The sequence below is a fragment of the Rhizobium sullae genome, from assembly GCF_025200715.1.
Lineage (GTDB): Bacteria > Pseudomonadota > Alphaproteobacteria > Rhizobiales > Rhizobiaceae > Rhizobium > Rhizobium sullae.
The window spans coordinates 2,102,576-2,126,665 of the sequence record NZ_CP104144.1 but is presented as its reverse complement, the minus strand read 5'-3'; the positions used below and the strand labels follow the sequence as shown (position 1 = coordinate 2,126,665).

Below are 24,090 nucleotides of genomic sequence, written 5' to 3'. Positions count from 1 at the left end.
CGTGGCAGGGGAGGGGAGCTACAGTCCTGCCGCTTTCGTCAAGTTGACGCGGAAACGGTCGCGGTGGCGGTGATAGCGGCGGGTCATTTCAGCGGAGGCATGGCCGAGTTGCCTCTGGATATAGCGCTCATCGACTTCGGATGACGAAGCCAGGCCGGCGCGCCGTGAGGGAGTACACTTCAATTTGCCGAGTAGCCCGGAAGGCGCTGGCGGCGTGATAAGCGGTAAACCGACATACCAACCAGCATGGCCGCAACGAACAGAACGGCCTCCCACCGCCCCGTCGACAATGCAGCGATGGCGGGGCCGGGACAGAACCCCACCAGTCCCCAGCCAAGCCCGAACAAGCCCGCGCCAGTCACCAGTTTCCAATCGATCGATCTGTTCGCCGGCACATAGAAGCGGCTGTCGAGCAAGGGCGCCGAGCGGCGAGCGCGGATGATGTGAGCCACGGCAGAAGGAATCAGCGCGCCACCCATGACAAAGGCCAGCGACGGGTCCCAGCTACCCGCGACATCGAGGAAAGCTAGCACACGTCCGGGATTGATCATGTCGGAGATTACCAAGCCTGCGCCAAAGATGAGCCCGCAGAAGACCGATGCTACCATGCGGGCCCTCATTGCTGCACTCCAAGGAGATGTCGCGCGACGAAGACCGTCGCACCCGCAACAGCCATGAAGATCGCTGTGGCGGCAAGCGAACGCGGCGAAAGACGGGCAAGCCCGCAAACGCCGTGGCCGCTCGTGCAACCCGATCCGAGTCGGGTGCCATATCCAACGAATATTCCGGCAACGATCAGCAGTGCTGGGGAAGAGGTGATAGCGATGTCGGGTCGGCGGACGAGGGCGGCCGCCAGCCACGCTCCTGCAATGAGGCCGACTATGAAACCCAGTCCCAACTTGCTGACGCCGTCATGGGTCAATCCGGCTGCATCGGCGGCCAGACCGGAAATTCCGGCTATCCTTCCGTTCAGCAGAAGGTAGAGGCCTGCCGACAGGCCAATCAGGAGGCCGCCTGCCAGGGGCCAGAGATAATATATTTCAGTCATTGCGCTCACACTGCGTTTTCGGTTCGGGCGTCGATCGTCACGACGGATCGGCTAAGGTTATTTCGACTTTATATATGCGACGAGATCGGCAATCTCGGTACGTGTCAGGGACAGATTGGGCATCCGGGAGTGATGAGGTGCAGCCAAGAAGGCCGAAAGGCTCGCTGCGTCAAACTGCTCCGATTCACCAATCTGAGCGAACGTCGGGACAGTATCGGAGCCGTGAACTTGTCCGGGTGCAACGACGTGACACTCGCCGCACCAGCGTTGGGCGATGCTGCGGCCGCGGAGTCGATCGGCCGCAGCGCTCTCGCCAATGACCATCAGAAGGAGAGCAACGGTAATAGCGCATTGCAGGCCATGTGTTCGCTTCATTGCAGCCGGGTCCTATAGGGTTCACCAGCAACTCGCGTTCGGTCATTGGCTAGCGTTGCCTTCGATCCATTTCGAGCCGCGTCCAGGTGATGATCAGACGCATCAGTCGCGTTTACTGCCACGCGACCATCGGACGTGAGTTCCTTGGCATCGAATTTGCGGGACGCGCTATCGCTGAAGTCTGAGATAGATTCCTGCAGGCGGCACTCGTCGGCGATATCGAGCAGGGCCTCCTTCGCAACAAGGACGATTTCGTCGCCCCCGATGTCTCTTTCCATGATCAGAAGCGCCTCGTCACCCGATGCCTTCATCATTCCACGGACCAACTTCAAGGGCATTTTCATCCTCCCGGCGCGCATGCGCTTCGAGCCACCAATTCGAGCCACCAAAGAGTGTTCACTCAAGCATTATGCTTCGCGCGCATGGCAACGCCTTGATCGAGCTCAAAGTCGGATCTCCAATCGCAATCCGGTGGAGGTTAAAATCAGCGGGCCCGTCTGCCATAATCGCGCATCTCGTCGATCCGGCGTTGGGTCTGTCGCGAGTTCTGGCTTTGCGGCTTGTGGTCCTGCCGATGGCGCTGCGCCAAGCTCTGGCCGCCTACAGTAACGAGATCATCCTCATGGTGAAGGGCACCTCGCTTGCCTCCATCATCACGCTGACGGAAGCGACCGGCATTGCGCAGGAGTTGATCTCGCAGACCTATCGCGCCATGGAGGTGTTCATCGCCGCCGGCGCAATCTACCTCGTCCTCAACTTCATCACCGTGTGGGCGCTTGCGCGGCTTGAAACAAGGCTGACGCCTGATCGCGTACGTGCCTGACCACCATGACCGCATACTACGGAGACTGAAAGACAATGCGCAATTTCGAGACGCCGACACGATCGGTGGCCGTGTCCGCTCAAGCAATGGCCGCGACATCGCACCGTCCGCTACCTTGATAGCGATCAACATCCTGCAGGCAGGTGGCAATGCCATGGACGCTGCCATAGCCGCCTGCGCCGTCCAATGCGTCGTCGAGCCGGGATCGACCGGCATTGGCGGCGACTGCTTCGCGCTTTACGCGCCGAAGGGCGAAGCCGATGTCATTGCCTATAATGGTTCGGGCCGCACACCGGCAGCCCTAACGGTGGACTGGTTCGAAGAACGCGGCCTGACCGAAGTGCCGCGCCAGTCGCCTTCCTCTGTGACTGTTCCCGGGGCCATCGACGCCTGGACGCGACTTCACGCGGATCATGGCCGTCTTGCCTTTGCCGAGCTTCTGGCGCCCGCCATCACCTTTGCCGAGAACGGCTATGCGATTTCGCCACGTGTGCATCATGACTGGGCGAAGGAGGAGCGGGTGCTTGCTGCCGACGAGGCAGCAGCGCGCATCTTCCTGCCGCAAGGCCGCGCGCCGCGCATCGGCGAGATACATCGCCAGCCGGAATTGGCCGCAACCTTCCGCAGGATCGCTACCGAAGGCCGCGACGGCTTTTATCGCGGGCCGGTTGCCGAAGACATGGTGGAGCGCCTGCGCGCGCTTGGCGGGCTTCATACACTCAACGACTTCACCGCCGCCAGGGGCGAGTACGTCACGCCCGTCACCACGACGTTCCGCGACTACACGATCAATGAATGCCCGCCCAACGGGCAAGGCATCATCGCGCTGATGATCCTCAACATTCTGTCGCACTTTGAGGCCGCTGGCGCGCCGGACGCGATCGACCGCATCTATATCGAAATCGAGGCGACGCGGTTTGCCTATGCGGCGCGCGACGCCTGGCTGGCGGACCCCGCCAAGGCCGATGTACCGGTCGCGGAGATGCTGTCCGACGAGCTGGCCAGTCGGCTCGCGGGCAGGATAGACCTGGCGCAGGCCATTGCGGATCTGCCGCCGTTCGAACTGCCGCGACACCGCGACACGGTGTATATTTCCGTGGTGGATGCTGAGCGGAATTCGGTGAGCTTCATCAACTCGATCTTCGACAGTTTTGGCGCCGGCATCGTTGCGCCGAAATCGGGCGTCATCCTGCACAACCGCGGTCAGAGTTTCTCGCTGAAGCGCGGCCATCCCAACATGATCGCGCCGGAAAAGCGTCCGCTGCACACGATCATCCCTGGTATGGTGACGCGCAACGGTCGAACCGAAATGTCTTTCGGCGTCATGGGCGGGTACTACCAAGCTATGGGGCACGCGCATTTGATTTCCAAAGTGCTCGACTATGGCATGGACTTGCAGGACGCGATCGACCTGCCGCGCCTGGTGCCGGCAAGCGGGCTCGCGCCGAAGATCGAGGCGGAGCAGACCGTTCCGGCCGCGACCATTGCCGAACTTCAGGCGCGCGGCTTCGAGATCGTACCGACTGAGGACCCGATCGGTGGCGCGCAGGTGATCCGCGTCGATTGGGAAAACGGCACGCTGACCGGCGCGTCGGGATCACGCAAGGACGGGGTAGCACTTGGCCTTTGATGAGAGACAGGTGCCCCCCGGGGACGTCCGGCCGCTCTGTTGCAAAAAATCCCGTTGATGTCCGAAGGAGCGCGAAGATTCTGAGCGAGATTTTTGATGAGCGATTTCAAGTGGCGTCATTTTCAGGGTGAAGTGATTTTGTGGGCGGTACGATGGTATTGCCGCTATGGGGTCAGCTACCGCGACCTTGAGCAAATGATGGGCGAACGGGGTGTGCCAGTCGATCATTCCACGATTTATCGTTGGGTTCAGAAATATGCTCCGGAGATTGAAAAGCGGTTGCGATGGCACTGGCGCCGGAAGGACCGGGCGCGGAACAGCGGCAAGGACCTCAACCAGATCGTCGAGCACGGATTGGGGCTGCACCCCCGGCGAAGGCCGCGAACCGGTTCCGGGCACGCAGGCCGAGTTTGGTGAGCTTACCAGGCCCGGGTGGAAACCGGCGCAGCTTGCCCGGCAGGATAAAGGGCATTTGACGCCGTGCGCATGCCGCGGCGTCAAATCGGCGTCTTTTAAGGACTGTTGCATCGCCGTTGAACATGACGGAACTGCTTCACATTCCCTTCATCCGGTAATGGAATAAGGGTAACGTTGCAGCATGATGTGGCGGCACGGTGGAGAGCGACATGAATAGATCGAAGGACGATTTCGATACACCTGACTGGCTGCAAGCCGAACTGGCCGATACACTTGACGAGGATTACGAACTTGAACTTTCGGAACCGGCCCTGTCGGAAGAAATCCGGAAGGTTTATCGCAAGTCGCATCCGCCCTCGATGCCACGCATCGATTACTTCCGCACGCTGCTGTCGCTGCAAGCCGAGCTGATCAAATTGCAGGATTGGGTCTCGTACCACAAGGAGAAGGTCGTGGTGATCTTCGAGGGACGCGACTCGGCCGGCAAGGGCGGCGTGATCAAACGCATCACCCAGCGCCTCAACCCTCGCGTCGTCAGGGTGGTGGCGCTGCCGGCCCCATCAGATCGCGAGAAGACCCAGTGGTACTTCCAGCGCTACGTGCCGCATCTGCCGGCCGGCGGCGAGATCGTGCTCTTCGACCGGTCCTGGTATAACCGCTCGGGTGTCGAGCGGGTCATGGGGTTTGCGACCGAGGATCAGGTGGAGCAATTCTTCGACGACGTTCCCGAGTTCGAGCGTATGCTGGTGCGCTCAGGTATCCGCCTGGTCAAGTACTGGTTCTCGATCACCGACGAGGAACAGCAGATGCGGTTCCTCGTTCGGATCCACGATCCCCTGAAGCAGTGGAAGCTGTCGCCGATGGACCTGCAATCACGCGTACGCTGGGAAGCCTATACCAAGGCCAAGGAAGAGACCTTCGCCCGCACGAACATCCCTGAGGCGCCCTGGTACATCGTCGAGGGCAACGACAAGAAGCGCGCCCGCCTCAACTGCATCGACCACCTGCTCACGCAGATTCCCTACGAAGACGTGCCGCACGAAGACATCACGCTTCCCGAGCGGGTATTTAATCCCGACTACGAACGCAAGGTCCTCCCGCCGGAGCTCTATGTGCCGTCGAAATACTAGGTCAGCTCAGGGTCGCCAAGAAACACCTGCTGTGGTCCTGGATCAGCTGTCGCGGGCTGCGGCGACGTGTCTGGCGTAGGCGCGAGTTCGCGTTGGAATTGCGCGCGGTGATTTATTGTATATGACAGTTTTGCGACAGAAGCTGCCGCGATGATCGTTGGAGGTAGGAGGAACCGTGAGCGAAAAACGCAAACGAGTTTACGAGGCGCTGTTGGATGGTGCCACAGAAGGTCTTTCCGGTAAGGAGCTTTACAATTTCGTGCTGCGGCGCTGTCCTAAAGCGACCAGCAAGAAGATTGTGCGTGCCTCGCTTCTTGCTCTTTCGGATCCTCACGTGAAGGATCGCAATGTTTTGCACACCATTTACGCGCTTGCGATAGCGCACCGAATGGATGAGGTCGGGTCGACGAGTGACCCCGATGATGAGGAAGATCCTGCAGAAAAGAGCCCAGTTCTGCGGAAGTTGAAGAAGACGGCCGCATCTGCTTCGATGCCCCCGGAAGCAAATCCGAATTGAACCCGGCACCGGGATAGTCGGGCGCCCAAGGGACAAAGCATTCGCGTTGACCGCCCACCAATATCTACCGTTGTCGTTTGAAACGCACATGAGTTGATGAAAGCATGAGTCTTTCCGCTGCCCACCAAGCAGAGGCGGAATGTTTACGGCTGCGGCCGGCGGTGAGGCAGCTTTAAGAGCCGAGCGTGTGCCGTCTTCTTGAACTTGGGTTCGGAGTTCGTTCGAATGTGCCAGGTGAGTTGTTTCGACCCGATGCGTCCGCTGCAAGGTATGAACTGCTGCATTGACCTGACGAAGCACTTTGCCGGACGTGAAAGCGACAATCGATCTCCCGCGCCCTTGGAACAGAACTACGCTCCCAAAGTTCGGATGAAAATATCACCGGCGCTGCAGAAGCAGCTGCAACTTGCGCAACCTCTGAGCAAACATTGAATGGGAGCAAGCGTCGCCGCTCGATGACCGACGTTTCGGCTTACTGGAGGAATCCGATGTTTCATCGCGCAATAACACTCAAGGCATTTGCCCCGGTCTTGCTTCTGGCCGTGGCGGCGCCGACAGCGACGGCGCAGCCGGCGCCCAGTGCTGTCAGCCGCGAGATCGCCTTTCTTCGTGCGTTTGACGGGCAGTTTGCCGGAACCGGCAGCCTGGAGCGTGCCAGCGGTTCGAGCCATAGGCTGACATGCAGGTTCACTGGCAATAGTGAAGGGCGGCAAGTTCTCCTGGATGGGCGCTGCTCAACGGCAATCATATTTGGTACATCGATGCGCATTGATATCCAATACGATGCGGGAACGGGGCGCTATTCGGGCTCGTTTCGCGAGAGCATGGGCACAATCGCAGACCTCGCAGGCTCTCGACAGGGCCAGATGCTTTCGCTCTCTTTTACCGAAACGCCAGAGAGTATTCGCCCCAACCCACCCGCACGACTGACGATCGTGCGAAGGGACGGCGGCATGGTTTTGACACTTCGTGGAACAAAGCCGGGTCGAGGTCAGAGCCTAAACCTTGAGCTGCGCAAAAGCTGAGGCCGAACGCGGGCAGCGGGAGGAGGAGGCTGACCGCTGGGGGCGATCGATCTTCATTGATCCCTCCGAGAGCATGGCTGCGATGGTCTGGCCGAGCAAAACTTGATAGCGGCCGAAAATTTGGCGCTTGAGTCATGAAATGGATCTGATGCAGGAGGACGTGGAATCGCGGACGGACTTCAGCCAGCGGTATTTGAGCGGCCTCGAGAGGCGAGCGCGACCCAACGTCGCGCTGCAATTGATAGTGGACATAAATGTATGTTCAAAACGATCCTGCGTTCAGGACGTTCGTTCAAGCGGTGGGATACCCCACGATGTGACCGAACAGGCCTCTCGCAGACTTCAATATTTGATCAAACAACGAAGGTTGAGGGCCGTGAAGGAACTCTACACCGGCGCGGGTCAATGAGAAGTTCATGCTGACGTCGAAGCCGGAACTGTCTTCCTGAACTAGATCCATCTCCCAAGCCTCGCGGAGACCCGGCAAGTTGGCGTCCATGTCCTCCAAGTCTGACACAGGGTAACGCGCCCAAGTCTCAACGGTCATAAGTGCATCTCGAATTCTTGTCATGCAAGTATCGCCATTTCTAAAAAGCTGATTAGCCGAGCAACAACTACTCAAACATACTTAATAAATATTGTCGAGTGACTTGGAAGTGACATACTGCTTTATTTTGGGGACGCGGGCGACAAGGCGGTGAAGAATTGACCAACCAGCAAATCATGTTGTCAATGCCGGGTGAAATTTCCGCAGAAGTGCCGAAGTAAAATTCCCCAACTATGCCGCTCGGACGACGTGGAGACTTGCGTATTTTTCGGCGTCTCTCGCGTTGGCGTTGCGGCGGAGCGAAGGGCGGCGGGGTGATCAAAGCCTTCGATCGCACGTGTTCAGGCATCAATTCGGCATGTTGGCGCAGCCTGTAGCTTGATCTCTCGATTTGTAGACGACGGCATGGTGCAAAAGTCGGTCGAGCAAAGCTGTGGCGACCACGGCATCTCCAAAAACATCGCCCCATTCGGCAAGGCCGCGATTGGATGTGAGGATCATTGCGCCTCTCTCGTAGCATGCGTTGACGAGCTGGAAGAACAGGTTGCCTCCGCCAGCGATGACCGGGAGATAACCGATCTCGTCAACGATCAGGAGACTGGGCCTGCAGAAGAAGCGGATGCGTTCTTGAAGTCGTCCTTCGCGTTCGGCTCTGGACAGGGCCGCAATGAGATCGGCCAGTGGGCAGAAGTAGACGCTTTTGCCGGCTTTGACGGCTTCGACGCCGAGCGCAACTGCCAGATGGCTTTTGCCGGTTTCCGGTGGCCCGAGGAAGTGAATGGCCTCGTTGCGGTGAACAAAGCCGAGTTGTGCGAGGGTGAAGATCCGATCTCTGTCGAGCGATGTTGGAACGTGAAATCGAAGCCCGCTTCTACAAGGCGATCCGGGTGAAAGCGTTCGACAGCATGCTGACACGCACGCTGGTCGGAGCTCGCAATCGGCTCCTGAGCATCTCAACCCACCTCAGCAACCAGATCCGCGGCCTGATGAAGACGTTCGATCTTATCGTCCCCAAAGGAATAGATCGGGCGTTTGATGGCAATGTCAGGGAACCGTTCGATCGGAATGACGCCTGAGGCGTGGTGCGACATACGCAAGCGCGCAGCCGATCTTGATTGCCAGTTGCTCGTAGCGGCGCGGGAAAGCCAGGCGACGAAGCTGTTGATGACGATCCCGGGGATCCGCGCCGTGGGCTCGAGGGGAGACGGCGGGGTGGCGGGGTGGCTTGTCAGATCAACTGAATGCGAGCGCGGTATTTGCGTTAATTACAATTCGAGTAGATGGAGTAATAAACCGTATATTACTGATGTATAAAGTACGTATAGGTTGAAACGGACCCGAGGCGCAGAGATGCATGAATTTCTCAAACGGCATGCCAATCGATTTCTGCGCGACCAAGGTGGCAATTTCGCAGTCATGACTGCGCTGGCAATGGTTCCGCTGCTAGGGGCGGCCTCCGTCGCGGTCGACTTTACCAACGCCAGGTTCGAGGCTGACAAATTGCAGGAGTCGTTGGACACCGCCGTGCTGGCAGCGGTGCGGCTTTACGGCGAAGGCAGCAGCGAGGAGGAAGCCACCCAGTTGGCAAACGAAATGTTCTTCGGCAATTTGGCCTTATTCCGGGGCACCGAGGAAACCACGCCACCGGCGGAACTCCCATCCCTCCACATCGTCTATGCCCAGGCGGGGCAAGGTGTCATGGCGACGGGCGACTATGCCCTCAACTACCAACCGGTGTTCTTGACCCGGTTATCGTTCCCGATCTCCCGCCGCAGCGCCGCCGCTCGCCAGCCGGACAAGGAGGCATGCATTTTGGCGCTCAACCCCACGGCCGATCGCGCCTTCGAAGTGAGCGGCAGTTCGACGGTCGACACATCGGGATGCACGATCACCGCAAACTCGCGCAGTAGCGAAGCCATCTATGTAGGCGGGTCGGGGACCCTTAAGACGGAATGCCTTTATACACCAGGCAAGGTCTCCGCCTTGCCGAGCAGCATTGATCTCGAATGCGACAAGGCGGGCGAGGGAACGTCACCGGCCAGCGACCCATTTAAGCGCAAAGTCATGCCGGAGGCCGGATTCTGGGTGGACCTGGGAGGATGCGGACAGACATTTGTGGGCAACGGCGGCGGCAATGGCGACTGCAACGGCATGGGCAAGACGCCGAACAAGGTGCCCGATGGATATACCGTGACGCTTAAGCCGGGGACCTACCACGACCTTGAAATCAAGGGCAATGTGAAGCTACAACCCGGCAATTACCTTATCGACGGCGGCACGCTGAAGTTCACAAGCCAGTCGGTCATCACCGGCGATCAGGTCACCTTCTTTCTGCTGAACGGTGCCCAGATCGATATTCATGGCGGCTCCACCTTCAATGTCACCGCCCCGACGTCGGGTACATGGGCTGGTTTCTCGATCGTCGCCGACCGCAACAATACCGCCTCCGCAGTCATCACCGGCAACAGCAACTCGCATCTCAACGGTATCATCTATATGCCCGCGGCCGAGGAAATCGAGTATGCCGGCAATGGCGCCACGACCGGCGAATGCGTGCGCATCATCGCCCAGAAAATCACCATGATCGGCAACAGCACGTTTAAGCTGGATTGCAAGGCGGAATTGGCAAACAACGAGATCAACAATCCCGGTGCCATCCGGCTGATCGAATGAGGGAGTGATGACCAGCGGACGGCCGTGCAGGATTTTTGGTCGTGATCTTCGAAGATGCGATGCATCGAATTCCGGCGGTGACCAGCGCCACGATTCTGCCGTCGGAGGTGGTGACGGGCTGCGGTTTAGTTTGCGGCATCCGTAGAGCGATCGTTGGCCTTGCGGCGGCGATCATTCTTTCACCCTACGCCAGTGCGCTTTCATCCATCATCGACTGAGTTGTCCCGCGCAAACAGTGCCTTCACCCGCGTTCCCTCTCCGGGGCGCTGATTGCACACATCCAAGTGCGCATTGGCATTCTCTCGTAGAGACTGAATGATCAAGGCACGCCGACATCCAGTCCTCAAAACGATCCTCATCCGCTGGCTCAGGCATATCTCCGCCGATGGAGGATATGCCGGTGCAAAAATGCGAGGGGCTTTGCAAAAGATCGCAAGGTTCACCCTCCACATTGGCAGACGAACTGACAAGGCCAACGGGGAATCCCAGCACGCGCCCCGTGATCGCCCCGGCAGTGGGCTCAGCGGGGCAAGAGCCACGCTTCATCTGACACATACGGACGCGCTAGCGGGCGTGGCATTGGTTTTCCGCTAAACAATGCCAACGGCTTAGACGCGGGAACTTGCGACATCCTAGCCTTGAAAAACAAAAACGGGTGATTCAGGTTTAGAACTCTCACGTATTGCGTCTCGAGGACTTCGAACATGTTGTCTTCCAGGCGCCAGTTGATAGCGCTGTCTTTCGATCTGTGGTTCACATCTGCAAAGATTGGCGTGTTACCCAGCCATACGAACCGATTGGACCGCGCCCGGATTTGCCGGATGCATCAACTCAACAGAGATTGGAGCCGATATGAGCGATATCGGCGTCACGCCACAGGAGGCACGAGCCGAGATATCGAAAGCCTGTTTTTGGGGATAGGCCCTGCGCCTGATGCAGCTCCTCTCTCGCTCCATGACTGGCTGGAGTTCGTGAAATTCCGCTTGCCGAGTCACGACTGACACGTTAGCAAGATAGAGGACACCGTTTCGTTGCATTTTTCGGCTATCGGTCGCGCTGGCGACACCTTTCGATTGTGAGGGTAACATTGCAGTGAATGCGATGATTGCGCAGGACAGACGCAGTCTCGCGGCTGGTTGCTCAAGCGTCACGCTGTTTGGGATGACCGGCGAAGGATCGTCGATTGGCGGCCGCGAGCGCGAAATGGTGCTCAGAGCTCTCACTCCTTGATAGATCCGAAAACAAGATTTCGTGGTGACTATTTTGGGCTGACACGATTTGGAGGCCAAATTGTCAGATGTTCACCGCAAGGAGCCACCCGCATCCGGCGCCGCTGAGACTGAAAATGACGCGCGGGTCGAAGGAGCCGGGCCGGTGCAGGCCGAGCGCCGCCGTTTTCCACGGCCGAAGGTAACTGATGAAGAACCTCCGGCTCCACCGGCCTTGGAGCCGCTGCAGTTTTCAACGCGCGATCTGGAACCGGCAGATCAGTTTGCCGCCTGGCAGGCCTATGTGGCGCCTCTTATGGATATCCGACGCGCAGAAAATATACAGCCTGAAGCAGAATTTCTAGCCGATCATATGGCATGGAATCTCGGTGCGATGTTGGTCGTCCAACAAAGCACACCTCCCCACAGCTACATGCGCTCGGAGGCCAAGATAAGATCGAACCTCATCGATCATTGGCATATTTCGGTCTTGCGCAGCGGTCGGACGTGGACCGAAGTCCATGGGCTTGTCTGTGAAGGTGAGCCGGGAAAAGTGGACCTGCGGTCTTTGGGAGAGCCCTTTCGAGGCCGATCCACCCAGGCGCAAACCCTGTCGGTTTATCTGCCGCGCGAGTTGTTTCTCGATATTCCGGCTTCCGCTGAGATTAAGAACAATATCTCCTTGTCCGGGACGTACACCAAACTGCTCATCGACTATCTGGATGGAGTCGAGACGAACCTTTCGCGCCTGACCGCAACAGACCTTCCCTACGTGGTCCAGACGATGCGTGACATGATTTTGACATGTGTTGCATCATCGTCGGCTTATCTTACTCTCCCGGAGCAGCAAAGCACGTTGGCCCTGATGGAGCGTGTACGCCGTTTCGTCCAACGCAATTTGACGTCGCCCGATCTCACGACGGATCGTTTATGCCGGGAACTGGGCGTTTCGCGTACCCGCCTGTATCAGGTGTTCGAGCCGGATGGCGGCGTTCATCACTATATTCAACGCCGTCGGCTTCTGACGGCTCATGCCGCGCTCAGTGACGTCGCCAACCGGCAGAAAATCGCGGACATCGCCTTCACGGTCGGGTTTTCTTCCGCTGCCCACTTTAGCCGGGCATTCAGCAACGAGTTTGGCTACAGTCCGCGCGAGGCGCGGAACGTTGCCGTTCCGCCCCATCTCGGACACGCTGTTGCGCCGGTGCCGGAGGCCGAGAGCGCTCATTCCTTCGACAGATGGTTGAAGGCGCTCGGCCATAGTCGCTGATCCCGGTTGATCATCATCATCAGCATCAGGCGACCCGTGACGCCGCAATTTCGCTGCGCATACCCATTGCGTTCGGCATGGCGAGCGGCCCTTCGGCCGCAAGGCTTGGATCGCGGAACGGTGATTGCAGAAATGGACGCTGCTGCAAGTTTCAGGATGCGTGGCTAACGACACCTGCCACGTAACCTATTAGAAAAGAAGCACAATAGCAGTACATGCAAAAGAGACTGGGTGCATGGCGAATGTACTCTCCATGCAGTAAGGCAACCATGAGGGGGCGTATCAATGGAATCCACTCGTCCGACTATACAGATCAGCAAGCCTCAGCACGCTACGGATAATCCGTACCGCACCGTCGAGCGCGAGGAGGTCCTTGCAGCGGCATTTCGGGACTTCGTACAAAGGGCAATTGCTGCGGGCTGGCATGAACCGGAGGTCGCCTTGACCTTGGCCGATATCGCCGATGACTACGTCATGGCTCTCGCTCGAAGGATTTCGGCAAATTAGTATTGCGTTGCCATTTCGCGTTCTCAGACGAGCGCAAAATGGCCGCCGACAACCTTCGATCAGGCCGCCGGCGTTGCCGCTTCTTAGCGAAAGCGGTCCGCCGGCGGCATGAGCGGCACGTACAAGCCGTCGCTCTGTCGCCTTGATGGGACTATCAGGGCCCCGCTGGCCATTGCTACATTCAACGCCTTGAATGACCTCTCGCTTCGATGAGCAATGTGGTTCCTGAATGGAAGTCCTACATCCGTCTATGAGTACCAGAGCCCCGAGGTTTTGGGGCGGTTGGCAGCGGCGGATCGTGGCGTTCCCCGACCGCGTGAGTATCACGATCGTGCTCTGAAACTCCGTGGCGCTTCCGCGGTCTCGCGGTTCCAACCTGCCCGATCACAACCACGAAGCTCTGGGTCTAGGGCGCCGTCGGATCAAGCACGCCCATGTCGATTTCCGTCAGTTCCACATGCCGCTCGAAGGCAATGCCGGTATCGTCAAACAGGTGGCAATCGGCAGCGTTGATGCCGGTGGCAACCGGCACGTCGGCGCGGATGCCGACGCTGCCAGGCAGCATTGCGCAGAAATTCTCGCCCTCGCCGTTAAGTGAAGCGTAGGCGACGGTATGGGCGCCGAGGCGTTCGATGACGGTGGGCGTAACAGTCAGCGAGATGTCGCCGGATCCAAGCTGCACATGTTCCGGCCGGATGCCGAGCGTCAATGCCTTGCCGGCCATGCCGTCGCGCGGTGTAACCGGCAGTATGGCGGTCTGCCCGCCATAGTCCACCTCCACGCCGGCATCGCTGACGCGTTTGCAGATAACCGGCAGAAAGTTCATTTTCGGATTGCCGATGAAGCCCGCAACAAAAAGGTTGGCCGGCTTGTGATAAAGCTCCAGCGGCGCGCCGGTCTGCGAGATATCGCCGGCATCCAGCACGACGATGCGGTCGGCCATGGTCATGGCTTCCACCTGATCGTGCGTCACATAAATCATTGTAGCCTTCAATTGGCGATGCAGCTTTGCAAGCTCGATGCGCATATCGGCGCGCAGCGCCGCATCGAGGTTCGACAGCGGCTCGTCGAAAAGGAATATCTTCGGCTCGCGAACGATCGCCCGGCCGATTGCGACACGCTGGCGCTGGCCGCCGGAGAGCATGCCGGGCTTCTGCTGGAGTCGCTGATCGAGATGAAGGATGCGCGCCGCATTCTCGACCTTGGCCTTGAGTTTCGTCTCGTCCATCTTCTCGACGCGAAGCGGAAAGGCGATGTTTTCGAAAACGGTCATGTGCGGATAAAGTGCGTAGGACTGGAACACCATGGCAATGCCGCGCTTGACCGGCGGCAGGTCGTTGACCCGGATGCCGTCGATGACGATGTCGCCTGCAGTTGTCGCATCAAGACCGGCGATCATGCGCAGCAGGGTGGACTTGCCGCAGCCCGAGGGACCAACGAAGACAACGAATTCGCCATTCTTCACATCGAGCTGTACGCCCTTCAGAACTTCGTAGTCGCCGTAGAATTTCTGCACATTATTGAGAAAAAGCTGTCCCAAAACCTGTCTCCGGTCGCTGTCGAAGCAGCGCTTATACAATCAGGGAAGGATCGCGGGTTGTTGCTCCCCGCGATCCCCACGAAGGCTACTTGAACGCCTCGATTTCGCCAGCAGCCTTCTTGAGTGCGTCGGCCGGCTGGGCCTGGCCGGTCACGACGGATTGCACCATGGCGATCATCGAGTTCTGGAAGCCCTTGTAGTCGGTGAAAAGCGGTTCGGGGCCACCGTAGCTGATGCCCTCGATCAACGGCTTCCAGTAGGGCTTTTCAGCCACCAGCTTGTCGATGTTCGGCGAGGGGCGAAGCGGCGTCAGACCGGATTCGCCGTTCAGCTCGTATTCCTCCTGCGGGCCGGGAGAGGTGATGAACTTGGCGAACTCGATCGCCTTGTCCTCGACGCCTGAACCCTTGAAGATCGCTAGGCTGTCGGTGATGAGCAGAGTGCCCGGTCCCTTGGCCTGCGGGCCAAGCGGCAGGGTCGTGATGCCCCAATCGATCTTGGTGTCCTTCAGGCGGTAGGCGGCACCGGAGCCCGCCTGGATCATCGCGACCTTGCTATCGAGGAAGATGGCGCGGACTTCGTTCTGCTCGTAGGCCGTCGGGCCTTCTTCAGAATAGGGCACGATGCTCTTATAGGCCTCCAGCGCTTTCAGCACCTCGGGACTATCAAGGGTAATTTTGCCTTCTGCGTCCGTCACCGTGCCGTTGTTCGTGTAAACCCAATGCATGAACTGATGCATCGTGTTGTCGAAGGTCTTGGCCGAAAGACCGAAGCCCGGGATTCCGGTTTTCTCCTTGATGATCTTGGCATATTCGATCTCTTCATCCCAGGTCTTCGGCGGATTCTCGGGATCAAGGCCGGCCTGCTTGAAGAGGTCCTTGTTCCAGTAGAGCGCTTTGGTCGAGAAAGCGATCGGAACGCCCCACTGCGTGCCGTCGAAGGTGACAGTGTCGACGATGTGCGGAAAGTAGGCCTTCTTTTCCTCGTCCGTCATCGGGACCTCGACGATGAGGTCGTTCTGCGCAAATTCCTTAAGGGTGCGCGAACCAACATAGGCCATGGCAACCGGCGTTCCAGCAGCCGCCAGCGTCGTCGCCTTGTCCTGGCACTGGGCCCAGCCAACGACTTCCGGCGCGATCTTCCAGCCGGCGTTCTTTTCTTCCCACTGCTTGATGTACTTTGCATGGATATCGTCGAGCTTGTCGCCGCAATAAATCCAGCTGATCTCCTGGTCGGCGGCTTCGGCTGTGACGGCGGTGAGCGCCGTCGAACCGAGCAGGGCGAGTGCCATAAGGCCTGTTTTGAAGGTAATGTTCACTTCACGACTCCCGTTCTTGTGTTAGCTGTTCACTCGTTTCTTGGTCTTATTGTTTCACCGCACCGGCGGTCAGCCCGCCGACGAGATAGCGTTGCAGGAAGAAGATGACGATCATCGCGGGCAGGATGCCGACGAAAGAGGCCGCCATCAGTTCATTCCAGATGACCTCCTGCTTACCGAAATAAGCAAAGAGTCCCACCGGCAGAGGCATGTATTCGGTCTTCGAGTTGAAGGTCAGCGCGAAGATGAATTGCTGCGCATAGGCACCGATGAAGGTGGTGATCGCGACGACGATGATCCCGGGCATGGCGATCGGCAGGATCACGCGGCGAAGCGTGTAAAAATGGCTTGCGCCATCCATATACGCGGCCTCATTCAGTTCCTGGGGAATGCGGATCATATAGGTCCGAAGCAGCCAGATCGCCGATGGAATGAGGAAAGCCACGCCCGGCACGATCATGGCAAGATAAGTGTTAAGAACGCCCATGCTGCGCATCAGCCGGAAGAGGGGGATGAGAAGCACCGCGCCGGAGAACATGTTGACGGTGAGAAAGGCGCCGAGAAGGATGCCCATCCCCCTGAACTCGAACCGTGCAAAGGCATAAGCCGCCGGAATGACTAGGCAGAGCACGATCACTGTGACGATGATCGATATGAAGAACGAATTGAAGATATAGCGCCCGAAACCTGGAACGCTGACCCACATCGTTCGATAGGCCTCGAAAGAGCCGTTCTCCGGCCAGAACCGGTAAGGCGACGAAAAGAGCTGGCTCAACGGTTTCAGCGAAACCAGAAAACCTTCGACGAAGGGCGAAAGAACGAAGGCCAGAAACAGCGCGATGCCGCAATAGATCAGCACGATTTCCCACCAGCTGTAGCGATCGATCATTGCGGGACTGCTCATGCGCGCTTCTCCGGGTTGAGACGGCGGGTGACACGGAAATAGGCAAAGCAGAAGAGCGACAGGAAGATGCAAATCAGCACGGCACGTGCCGCACCTTCACCATATTTCTTGGAGCCGATCGCGGTCTGATAGGTATCGATGATCATCGTCGTCGTCTGGCCGCTCGGACCACCTTGGGTCAGGATCCAGATGATGTCGAAGGAATTGAACGTGGCGATCAAAGACAGCATCGACATCGTAATAATTGCCGGGACCATCAGCGGCAGCGTGATGCGGCGAAAACGATAAAAACGGCCGGCCCCATCAGTCCAGGCGGCTTCATAAAGGTCCTTCGGAATGGATTGGATCGCGGCCAGAAAGTAGATGGTGACCAGAGGGACGCCGATCCACACATCCGTGATGATCGTTGCCCAGAACGCCGTGCTTCCGTAGGCGAGGAACGCGACCGGACCATTGACCAGACCGAAGCGCTGCAAAAGGCCGGAGATCATTCCGAACTGGCCGTTATACATCCACCCCCACATGAAGATACCGATCGCCATCGGCACGATCCATGGCGGCATGGTCAGCAGGCGGAAAAGCGCACGGCCGGGCACGGCAGCATTCAGCATTGTCGCGCCAAAGGTACCAATGATCATTTTGATCGATACCGAAAAGAACGTCCAGATGAAGGTGCGGAAAATGACCTCCGCGAATGTGGCGTTGAAGATCTTCTCGTAATTGATCCAGCCGACCCAATTCGTCGTCTTCCTGAGCGATGCGTCTGTGAAGGACAGAATGAACGTATCGACCAGCGGGTAGGCGACGATCGCCATGACGTAAAGGACAGCTGGAAGGAGAAGGATCCAGGCGAAGATGACCGTGCTTTTTTGAACACCCATCCTGCCGTCCTCCTCAAGCCGCTCTGGCGTGGAGCGCCTCGTCGAAGCGATCCCATACCGGCCGCAGATCGACGACCGCCCTCTTCATACGCGCTTCGTCCATCGCCAAGGCAAGGATGCCGGCCTCGAGCGCATTCAGTGTGGAGACTGGGAGTTCGGTCCCAGTGCGGACGCTGTCGAGCAGGTCGGCGGCCATCTGCTCGTCCGCGCCGTAATGCTGGGAAAGTTCGGTTGCCGCGTACTTGTTCTCAACGATCTTCTTGCCGGTCAGTTGCTCGTGCACGTCGAGATAGCCGCGGACGAAATCGCCTTCGGCCATGCCGCGCGAGCCCATGATGGCAAAGCGGCGGAACTGGTCTGGAACGTTCAAGTTGGTGTGGAAGTTCATGCCGACGCCATTGGCATATTCGACGATGGCGACTTGGTAGTCGATGATGTCGGCATCGCTGTCGAAAACCCTGTCCGACCCCATCCAGCCGCTTGGCTTGCGATGGAAGAGTTCAAGGTCGTTGATCCCTTCACGCGCCGGATCATTTGCAGGGATGAAGCTCTTGCGTCCGCCGAAGCTCGCAACCCGCTCGGGGCGGGCACCGACGACGCCATTGTAAAGGTCGAGGTCATGGCAGCATTTTTCCAGCATGAAGCTGCCGGAAAAACGCTCGTAGCGGCGCCAGTCGCGCATGAAGAAGGCACCGTGATAGGGTTCGATATGTTCGGATGCCTCGATCGAGACGATCTGGCCGAGCTTGCCGGCTGCCTGAACGGCACGCAGGTCCTTGTAGAGCGGCGAATAGCGCAGTACCAGGCCGACCATCAGCCGTTCATGGCCGAACCTTGCCATCAGCCTGGCGAGTTCGATGCTTTCGGCGATCGTGGTGACGATCGGCTTTTCGCAGAATACCTTTAGGCCGGCCTCAAGGCCCAGCCTTATGTGCTCGAGATGCATGTGGTTGGGCGAGCCGATCATCAGCAGGTCGAGCTTTTCGCCGGCAAGAAGCTCCTGGGGCGATGCGTAGGCTTTGCCGACAGAAATACCCTTTTCCGTCAATCCGGGCAGACCGGCAGGCTCCGGATCGACATAGCCTGCGATTTCAAAGCTGCTGTCGATTGCCTTGAAAACGTAGCCAAGATAGCCGAGCCGGAATCCCAGCCCTACGATTCCCACTTTCATGCCGTTGTCGTTCCCATTTCGTAATTTATTTTCTTCAGGTTGGGGCAAAAATTATAAGTCGTCAACTGTAAACGCGGCTTCTTCGGGAATCATGAAATTAATTTTCATACGCCGAATGCGACCGCGATTTTCACGCCAATTTTCCCGTTAGCGGCTTTTCGGAGTCGGATACTTCGCTTGGCGTGGCGATCGCAAGCATGTCGCGATAAATGCCCGGAACGGAACCTTCGATCGGGATCGCGCCGACGCTGCGGCGATAAAATTCCATCGGGCCGGCACCTCCAATGATGCCATAGGCGTAGCCTTGGGCGTGCATGTCGAGCAGGGTGGTCACAAGCAAAGCCTGACCGACACCATGCCCGCGGGCTGAAACATCCACACCCGTCGGTCCAAAGAAGCCTTTTGCCGTCGCCTCATGGCAAGCAAAACCGATGAGATCGCCACCTTTGACCGCAATAAAACACGACGGCGGCTGGCGCATCGTCGCAACAGTCGCCTCCGCCGCCCAGCCGGCGCCAAAGCGCGGCTCGATCCACGAGGTCAGTGCTTTGAGCTCGGGTGCAAGCACCCGGCGGATCAGGATGTCCTGATCTGCCAAACGTTTCTCGAGCGTGGCGTCGGGCTTGAGTTCGTAGAGTTTGACCAGCATGTCCATGACTTTATCCTTTGTCTTTCAGCCCTTGACCGCGCCCGCCGTCAGGCCTGCAACGATGCGGCGCTGGAAGAAGAGCACCACCAATATAAGGGGCAGGGTGACGGTGACCGAGGCCGCCATGATCTGGCCGAAGGGATATTCGTAGCGGCTGTTTCCGGCAATGAGGCCGATTGCAACCGGCACGGTGCGGTTTTCGTCGGTCAATGTGAAGGTGAGTGCAAAGAGGAATTCGTTCCATGCCAGGATGAACGCTAAAATGCCGGTGCTGGCGAGCGACGGACCCATCAGCGGCAGTAGGATCTTCATCAGAATGCGAAAATGCGAGCAGCCATCGATGATGGCCGCTTCTTCCAGCTCACGCGGGAATTCGCGGATGAAGGTCGTGAGAACCCAGGTGGTGAACGGCACGGTCGAGAGAAGATAGGTCAGAACCAGCGCGCTTGGGCGATTGAACAGGCCCATCCAGTTGATCAGTTCGAACATGCCGGAGAGAACGACGACCTGCGGAAAGATCGAGATCATCAGAATGATCATCAGCAGCACCCGGCGCTGCGGAAAATCGATCCGCCCGAGCGCATAGGCGGCGCTGAGGCCAATGACGAGCGACAGAAACGTCGTCGACACCGCGACATAGGCAGAATTGAGCAGCGAACCCATGAAGACGGGATTGTCGATGAGCTGCCGGTAGTAGGTGAAGTCGAGTGCGGGAACGAGCGCTGCCTGATAGAGGGCTGCGCCCTGTTTCGTCGAGGACACAAAGGCCCAATAGTACGGGAAAAGTGTATAGATCAGCACGAGCAGGAGTGCTGCAGATTGAAAGAACCTTACGATGCGTCGCCGCACGCGGTAGTAAGCGGCAGGTTTGCGTACCGTTCTGTAGAGTGCAACGTCCGTCATTTCGTCAGCTCCCCGCTCGCCCGATCGAGACGCAGCGCGCCGATGATGATGATGGCGGCGAGCGCCACCAGCAGGAACACCCATGTCGATGCGGCCGAGCCGACGCCCAGCTCTTGAAAGCTGATGAGCCTGTCACGCGCATAGATCGACACGGTCATGACGTTCTCGTTGCTCGCAGCCATGACATAGGCAAGATCGAACATCCGAAGCGCATCGAGCACGCGAAAGAGTACGGCCACGCCGATTGCCGGCCTCAGCATCGGCAACGTGATCGACCAGAAGCGCTTCCATGCCGGGATGCCATCCACCTCCGCAGCTTCGAATATCTCCGGCGAAATCAGCTGCAGTCCGGCGAGGATCAACAGCACCATGAAAGGCGTCGTCATCCACACGTCGGCGAAAATGACGACGCCCATGATCAGCGAGCTGCTCGCCGTCCAGGCGATTCCGTGATCGATAAAACCCAGTCCGATCAGGATCTTGTTGAGTACGCCGAACTGGTCGTTCAGCATCCATTCCCAGATCTTCGCGGAAACCACGACCGGGATGGCCCAAGGGACGAGGATGGCGGCACGCACCAGCCCTCGACCTGGAATGGCCTCATTGATCAAAAGCGCAATTGCAAGGCCGAGAACCGTTTCGATGGCAACCGAAATGACCGTGAAGACCATCGTATTCCTGACGGCCACCCACCAGCTTCTGTCATTGATGACATCGAGGAAATTAGCGATCCCAACCATCGAATAGACCGAGGGATCGTCGAGATAGGCATCGGTAAAGGCAAAGAAGAACGTCCGTCCGAGGGGCCAGACGGCGACGAGCAGCATCACGATGATGACGGGGACCAGGAAAAGCCATGCGGCCAGATGGTCGCGGCGTGCCAGACGCGCACTCATTGTTCGGCTGCCCTCACATTGCTGGCGGTCGCCATTTCGTGCGGGATCCGCCGGTCGGCCGTATCGAAGACGAAAACCGCCTCGTCAGCAAACCTCAATCCGATCCGCGTGCCGATCGTTTCCTTGGCAGGCGGGATAGTCACCCGGATTACCCACACGTCGTCTTCCGCGATGCGGCAATAGGCAAAATGCTCGTGCCCGAGGTCCTCGACGCGCTCGAGGACGCCTGATATGCGCCCAGTCCCATCGGCTGCGATCGCAAGTCCCTCCGGCCTCACGCCAATCGTCGCTGCGGTTGCATCGGAACCTAGAAATCCAGCGCCGATAGAAAGACCACCCGGTCCGATGATCCTCCGGCCGCCGGCAGCGTCCTGCATGGAAACGGACAGGAAGTTCATGCGTGGGCTTCCGATAAAGCTTGCCACGAAGCGGTTGTCCGGCGTGCGGTACAGAGCTTGCGGCGTACCCACCTGCTCGATGCGCCCGTAATTGAGAACAACGATCCTGTCGGCGAGCGTCATGGCTTCGGACTGATCGTGCGTCACATAGATCATCGTCGTCTTGAGTTCGTCGTGAAGCTTGGCGATCTCCATGCGCATTTCCATGCGAAGATCGGAATCGAGGTTCGAAAGGGGCTCGTCGAAAAGAAAAATCTCCGGCTGACGGACCAGCGCCCGGCCGATCGCAACACGCTGTCGCTGCCCGCCGGACAGCTCTCTTGGACGGCGATTCAGGAGATGATCGACTTTCAGCATCCTTGCAACGGCAAGCACTTTGTCGCTGACGGCGGTGCGCGCAAGACCAAGCGTTTCCAGCGCAAAACCGATGTTGCGGGCAACGCTCATGTGCGGATAAAGCGCATAGGATTGGAACACAAAGGCAACGCCCCGCTTGGAGGCTGGAACGTCGGTGACATCGTCGCCGCCAATGCTGACGGCGCCTTTCGTCGGGGAAACAAGGCCAGCGACGATACGCAGCAGAGTGGATTTGCCGCAACCTGAAGGGCCGACAAAGACGATGAACTCGCCATCTCTGATCCGAAGATCGACATCGTCGATCACGGAATGCGTGCCATAGCTTTTTGAAACGGAGTCCAATGAAACCGATGCCATCTTACACCCGGACTTGAATTATGCTGAAAGGGAAACGGCCACTTCGGTGGCCGGCTGCACGGCAAGCAAGCCGGCTGCGCGAGCAGGCGAGGGGCCCTGCTCGCGCCGGCTTGTCAGAAAGCCTCAACGGCTCTCCTTCAGCTTCTCAAGTCGCGTTGCAAGGGCATTCAGCCCGGCCTTGATGTCGCCGCCGCCCGAAAGCATGTCGTGGACCGAGCGATAAAAGGCTTGCGAAACGCGGTTGTAGCTCGTGCCTGTATAACCGGACGGGCGGACTGCGCTGTCGGCAAATGCCTGCTGGTTGTCCTTGAGGAAGGGCAACTTCGCCAGCACGTCCGGATCGCTGTAAAGTGCCTGGATCGACGGATTAAGCGCTGCCTGGATCGCGCGCATCTTCTGCATGTCCGGGCCGGCGATGAAGTTGACGAAGTCGGCCGCAACCTCGGGTTTGGCGCTGAACTTCGAAACGCCGTAATACATCGGACCGAGGCAGCCGCTCGACTTTTCGCCGTCCTTGCCGACGGGAAGCGGCATCATGCCGACCTTGTCGATGATGGAGCTGCCTTGCTGGTGCGACGTTCCCCAGACATAGGGCCAGTTGCGGTGGAAAACCGCGTTTCCGGACTCGAAGATCGCGCGCGAGGCTTCCTCGTCATAATTCAGCACGCCTTCCGGACTGATGCTGCCGATCCAGCCTTTGGCCTTTTCTATCGCTTCGGCTGCCTGCGGATTGTCGATCGTGACCTTGCCGTCGTCCGAGATGATCGTGCCGCCGCCGTTTGAGGCGATCAGTTCGATGGCGTCGCATGTGAGCCCTTCGTAGCTCTTGGCCTGCCAGGCATAGCCCCACATCTCGCCATTGCCGGCTGCGCGCTCCTTGTCCTGGATTTCCTTCGCACTGGCCGCCAGTTCGTCCCAAGTCTTCGGCGGCTGCTTGCCGTACTTCTCCAGAAGGTCCTTGCGATAAAACATCAGCCCGACATCCATATAGGCGGGCATGGCAATGAGTTTGCCGTCAAGCTTGGCCGCACCGAGCGTCGAGGCGAAATGCTTGTCCTGGTCTGCCTGCGGCACCAGGGTCTTCAGGTCGAGCAGGTTGTTTTTGAACATGCCGAGCCAGATGACGTCCAAAAACAGGACGTCGATATCTTTGGATTTCGATGCCAGCAGCTGTTGATAAAGCGGGATGGCGTCATCCAGCAATGCCGGCATCTTGTTGATCTTCGCCTCGTTGCCGGTCTTTTCCTTCCAGGCATTGGCGACCGTCGTACAAAGCTCGAATTCGGTGGGTGAGCAGAAGACCGAAATGGTCTCCGCATGTGCGCTCCCGGTCCAGATGCCGACGGAGATGGCTAAAGCAGCGAGACTTCTCTTCAACATGAACTGTTCCCTTTTTGTGATGGTGCTTCGGTATCTATGGAACTCTCCGGCTCCTGGGCACACATTAGGACTGGTTATATCCAGTCATGTCAATATGGACTTTGTCGGGATTTGCGTGGAGAGTGGTTGCAAAATGACGGGAAGGGAAAGGCGAACAGGTTTGAAT

At 58.4% G+C, this 24,090-nt stretch carries 21 protein-coding genes and 8 pseudogenes; 13 read left to right on the top strand and 16 right to left on the bottom strand.

Translation table 11 applies throughout. The annotated features are described in order from the left end of the window. Positions 1 to 18 precede the first annotated feature (18 nt). The 5 genes and pseudogenes from N2599_RS30910 to N2599_RS30895 form a co-directional block, all read right to left on the bottom strand. Positions 19 to 168 (bottom strand): annotated as a pseudogene (locus N2599_RS30910) (integrase); the annotation flags it as partial. Positions 169 to 179: 11 nt separating this feature from the next. Beyond that, positions 180 to 608 carry a DUF6691 family protein gene (locus N2599_RS30905; protein WP_375714141.1) on the bottom strand — a complete coding sequence of 143 codons (429 nt, stop codon included), beginning with the start codon at positions 606 to 608 and terminating at the stop codon, positions 180 to 182. Positions 609 to 616: 8 nt separating this feature from the next. After that, a complete protein-coding gene (locus tag N2599_RS30900; protein WP_027512593.1) occupies positions 617 to 1,048 on the bottom strand; it encodes a YeeE/YedE family protein in 432 nt (143 codons plus the stop codon). A gap of 57 nt (positions 1,049 to 1,105) precedes the next feature. Further along, a complete protein-coding gene (locus tag N2599_RS37965) occupies positions 1,106 to 1,372 on the bottom strand; it encodes a c-type cytochrome (protein ID WP_375714158.1) in 267 nt (88 codons plus the stop codon). 146 nt (positions 1,373 to 1,518) lie between these two features. Further along, positions 1,519 to 1,761 (bottom strand): annotated as a pseudogene (locus N2599_RS30895) (hypothetical protein); the annotation flags it as partial. 224 nt (positions 1,762 to 1,985) lie between these two features. Here N2599_RS30895 and N2599_RS30890 point away from each other — a divergent pair. The 6 genes and pseudogenes from N2599_RS30890 to N2599_RS30860 all read left to right on the top strand — a co-directional run bounded on the left by N2599_RS30890 (position 1,986) and on the right by N2599_RS30860 (position 6,965). After that, complete coding sequence (locus tag N2599_RS30890) at positions 1,986 to 2,246, top strand: ABC transporter permease subunit (protein ID WP_375714157.1); 261 nt, start codon at positions 1,986 to 1,988, stop codon at positions 2,244 to 2,246. Positions 2,247 to 2,281: 35 nt separating this feature from the next. Then, a pseudogene (gene ggt, locus N2599_RS30885) lies at positions 2,282 to 3,876 on the top strand (gamma-glutamyltransferase). A gap of 96 nt (positions 3,877 to 3,972) precedes the next feature. Next, positions 3,973 to 4,173, top strand: a pseudogene (locus N2599_RS30880) (IS6 family transposase); the annotation flags it as partial. Between the two features lie 329 nt (positions 4,174 to 4,502). Next, positions 4,503 to 5,423 carry a polyphosphate kinase 2 gene (gene ppk2, locus N2599_RS30870; RefSeq protein ID WP_027512596.1) on the top strand — a complete coding sequence of 307 codons (921 nt, stop codon included), beginning with the start codon at positions 4,503 to 4,505 and terminating at the stop codon, positions 5,421 to 5,423. A 175-nt stretch (positions 5,424 to 5,598) separates the two neighbouring features. After that, positions 5,599 to 5,940: a hypothetical protein gene (locus N2599_RS30865; protein ID WP_027512597.1), complete on the top strand. Its 342-nt coding sequence runs from the start codon at positions 5,599 to 5,601 to the stop codon at positions 5,938 to 5,940. Between the two features lie 488 nt (positions 5,941 to 6,428). Further along, entirely contained in the window at positions 6,429 to 6,965 is a 537-nt protein-coding gene (locus tag N2599_RS30860; RefSeq protein ID WP_027512598.1) for a hypothetical protein, read from the top strand. A gap of 729 nt (positions 6,966 to 7,694) precedes the next feature. Here the strand turns inward: N2599_RS30860 and istB are convergent. Next, positions 7,695 to 8,381 (bottom strand): annotated as a pseudogene (istB, locus tag N2599_RS30855) (IS21-like element helper ATPase IstB); the annotation flags it as partial. Between istB and N2599_RS37960 the strand changes: the two are divergent. From N2599_RS37960 to N2599_RS30825, 7 genes and pseudogenes are all read left to right on the top strand, one after another. Further along, positions 8,373 to 8,703, top strand: a pseudogene (locus N2599_RS37960) (IS110 family transposase); the annotation flags it as partial. The pseudogenes istB and N2599_RS37960 overlap by 9 nt on opposite strands. A gap of 225 nt (positions 8,704 to 8,928) precedes the next feature. Beyond that, positions 8,929 to 10,185, top strand: coding sequence for a Tad domain-containing protein (locus N2599_RS30850; protein ID WP_244564663.1), 1,257 nt, complete (start codon positions 8,929 to 8,931; stop codon positions 10,183 to 10,185). Between the two features lie 41 nt (positions 10,186 to 10,226). Next, on the top strand, positions 10,227 to 10,403 hold the full coding sequence (locus tag N2599_RS30845) for a hypothetical protein (protein ID WP_156915336.1): 177 nt from the start codon (positions 10,227 to 10,229) through the stop codon (positions 10,401 to 10,403). Positions 10,404 to 10,524: 121 nt separating this feature from the next. Beyond that, positions 10,525 to 10,665, top strand: a pseudogene (locus tag N2599_RS30840) (IS5/IS1182 family transposase); the annotation flags it as partial. Positions 10,666 to 11,220: 555 nt separating this feature from the next. Beyond that, positions 11,221 to 11,406, top strand: a pseudogene (locus N2599_RS30835) (dihydrodipicolinate synthase family protein); the annotation flags it as partial. 57 nt (positions 11,407 to 11,463) lie between these two features. Next, positions 11,464 to 12,663, top strand: a complete 1,200-nt coding sequence (locus N2599_RS30830; RefSeq protein ID WP_375714140.1) for a helix-turn-helix domain-containing protein — start codon at positions 11,464 to 11,466, stop codon at positions 12,661 to 12,663. A gap of 285 nt (positions 12,664 to 12,948) precedes the next feature. Continuing rightward, on the top strand, positions 12,949 to 13,170 hold the full coding sequence (locus N2599_RS30825) for a hypothetical protein (RefSeq protein ID WP_027512605.1): 222 nt from the start codon (positions 12,949 to 12,951) through the stop codon (positions 13,168 to 13,170). A gap of 406 nt (positions 13,171 to 13,576) precedes the next feature. On the opposite strand, the gene N2599_RS30820 is transcribed toward N2599_RS30825, so the two are convergent. From N2599_RS30820 to N2599_RS30775, 10 genes are all read right to left on the bottom strand, one after another. Next, a complete protein-coding gene (locus tag N2599_RS30820) occupies positions 13,577 to 14,710 on the bottom strand; it encodes an ABC transporter ATP-binding protein (protein WP_027512606.1) in 1,134 nt (377 codons plus the stop codon). Between the two features lie 85 nt (positions 14,711 to 14,795). Beyond that, entirely contained in the window at positions 14,796 to 16,001 is a 1,206-nt protein-coding gene (locus N2599_RS30815) for an ABC transporter substrate-binding protein (protein WP_027512607.1), read from the bottom strand. A 73-nt stretch (positions 16,002 to 16,074) separates the two neighbouring features. Beyond that, on the bottom strand, positions 16,075 to 16,932 hold the full coding sequence (locus N2599_RS30810) for a carbohydrate ABC transporter permease (RefSeq protein WP_027512608.1): 858 nt from the start codon (positions 16,930 to 16,932) through the stop codon (positions 16,075 to 16,077). After that, positions 16,929 to 17,813 (bottom strand): carbohydrate ABC transporter permease, encoded by an 885-nt coding sequence (locus N2599_RS30805; RefSeq protein WP_027512609.1) that lies wholly within the window; start codon positions 17,811 to 17,813, stop codon positions 16,929 to 16,931. Before N2599_RS30805 ends, N2599_RS30810 begins: the two co-directional genes overlap by 4 nt. 13 nt (positions 17,814 to 17,826) lie before the next feature. Next, complete coding sequence (locus tag N2599_RS30800) at positions 17,827 to 18,984, bottom strand: Gfo/Idh/MocA family protein (protein ID WP_027512610.1); 1,158 nt, start codon at positions 18,982 to 18,984, stop codon at positions 17,827 to 17,829. Positions 18,985 to 19,114: 130 nt separating this feature from the next. Next, positions 19,115 to 19,639: a GNAT family N-acetyltransferase gene (locus tag N2599_RS30795; protein ID WP_027512611.1), complete on the bottom strand. Its 525-nt coding sequence runs from the start codon at positions 19,637 to 19,639 to the stop codon at positions 19,115 to 19,117. 18 nt (positions 19,640 to 19,657) lie between these two features. Beyond that, complete coding sequence (locus N2599_RS30790; protein ID WP_027512612.1) at positions 19,658 to 20,536, bottom strand: carbohydrate ABC transporter permease; 879 nt, start codon at positions 20,534 to 20,536, stop codon at positions 19,658 to 19,660. Continuing rightward, a complete protein-coding gene (locus N2599_RS30785; protein ID WP_027512613.1) occupies positions 20,533 to 21,432 on the bottom strand; it encodes a carbohydrate ABC transporter permease in 900 nt (299 codons plus the stop codon). Before N2599_RS30785 ends, N2599_RS30790 begins: the two co-directional genes overlap by 4 nt. Further along, complete coding sequence (locus N2599_RS30780; RefSeq protein WP_027512614.1) at positions 21,429 to 22,544, bottom strand: ABC transporter ATP-binding protein; 1,116 nt, start codon at positions 22,542 to 22,544, stop codon at positions 21,429 to 21,431. The genes N2599_RS30785 and N2599_RS30780 overlap by 4 nt, the downstream gene beginning before the upstream one ends. Before the next feature lie 123 nt (positions 22,545 to 22,667). After that, on the bottom strand, positions 22,668 to 23,924 hold the full coding sequence (locus tag N2599_RS30775) for an ABC transporter substrate-binding protein (protein ID WP_027512615.1): 1,257 nt from the start codon (positions 23,922 to 23,924) through the stop codon (positions 22,668 to 22,670). Positions 23,925 to 24,090: the final 166 nt, after the last annotated feature.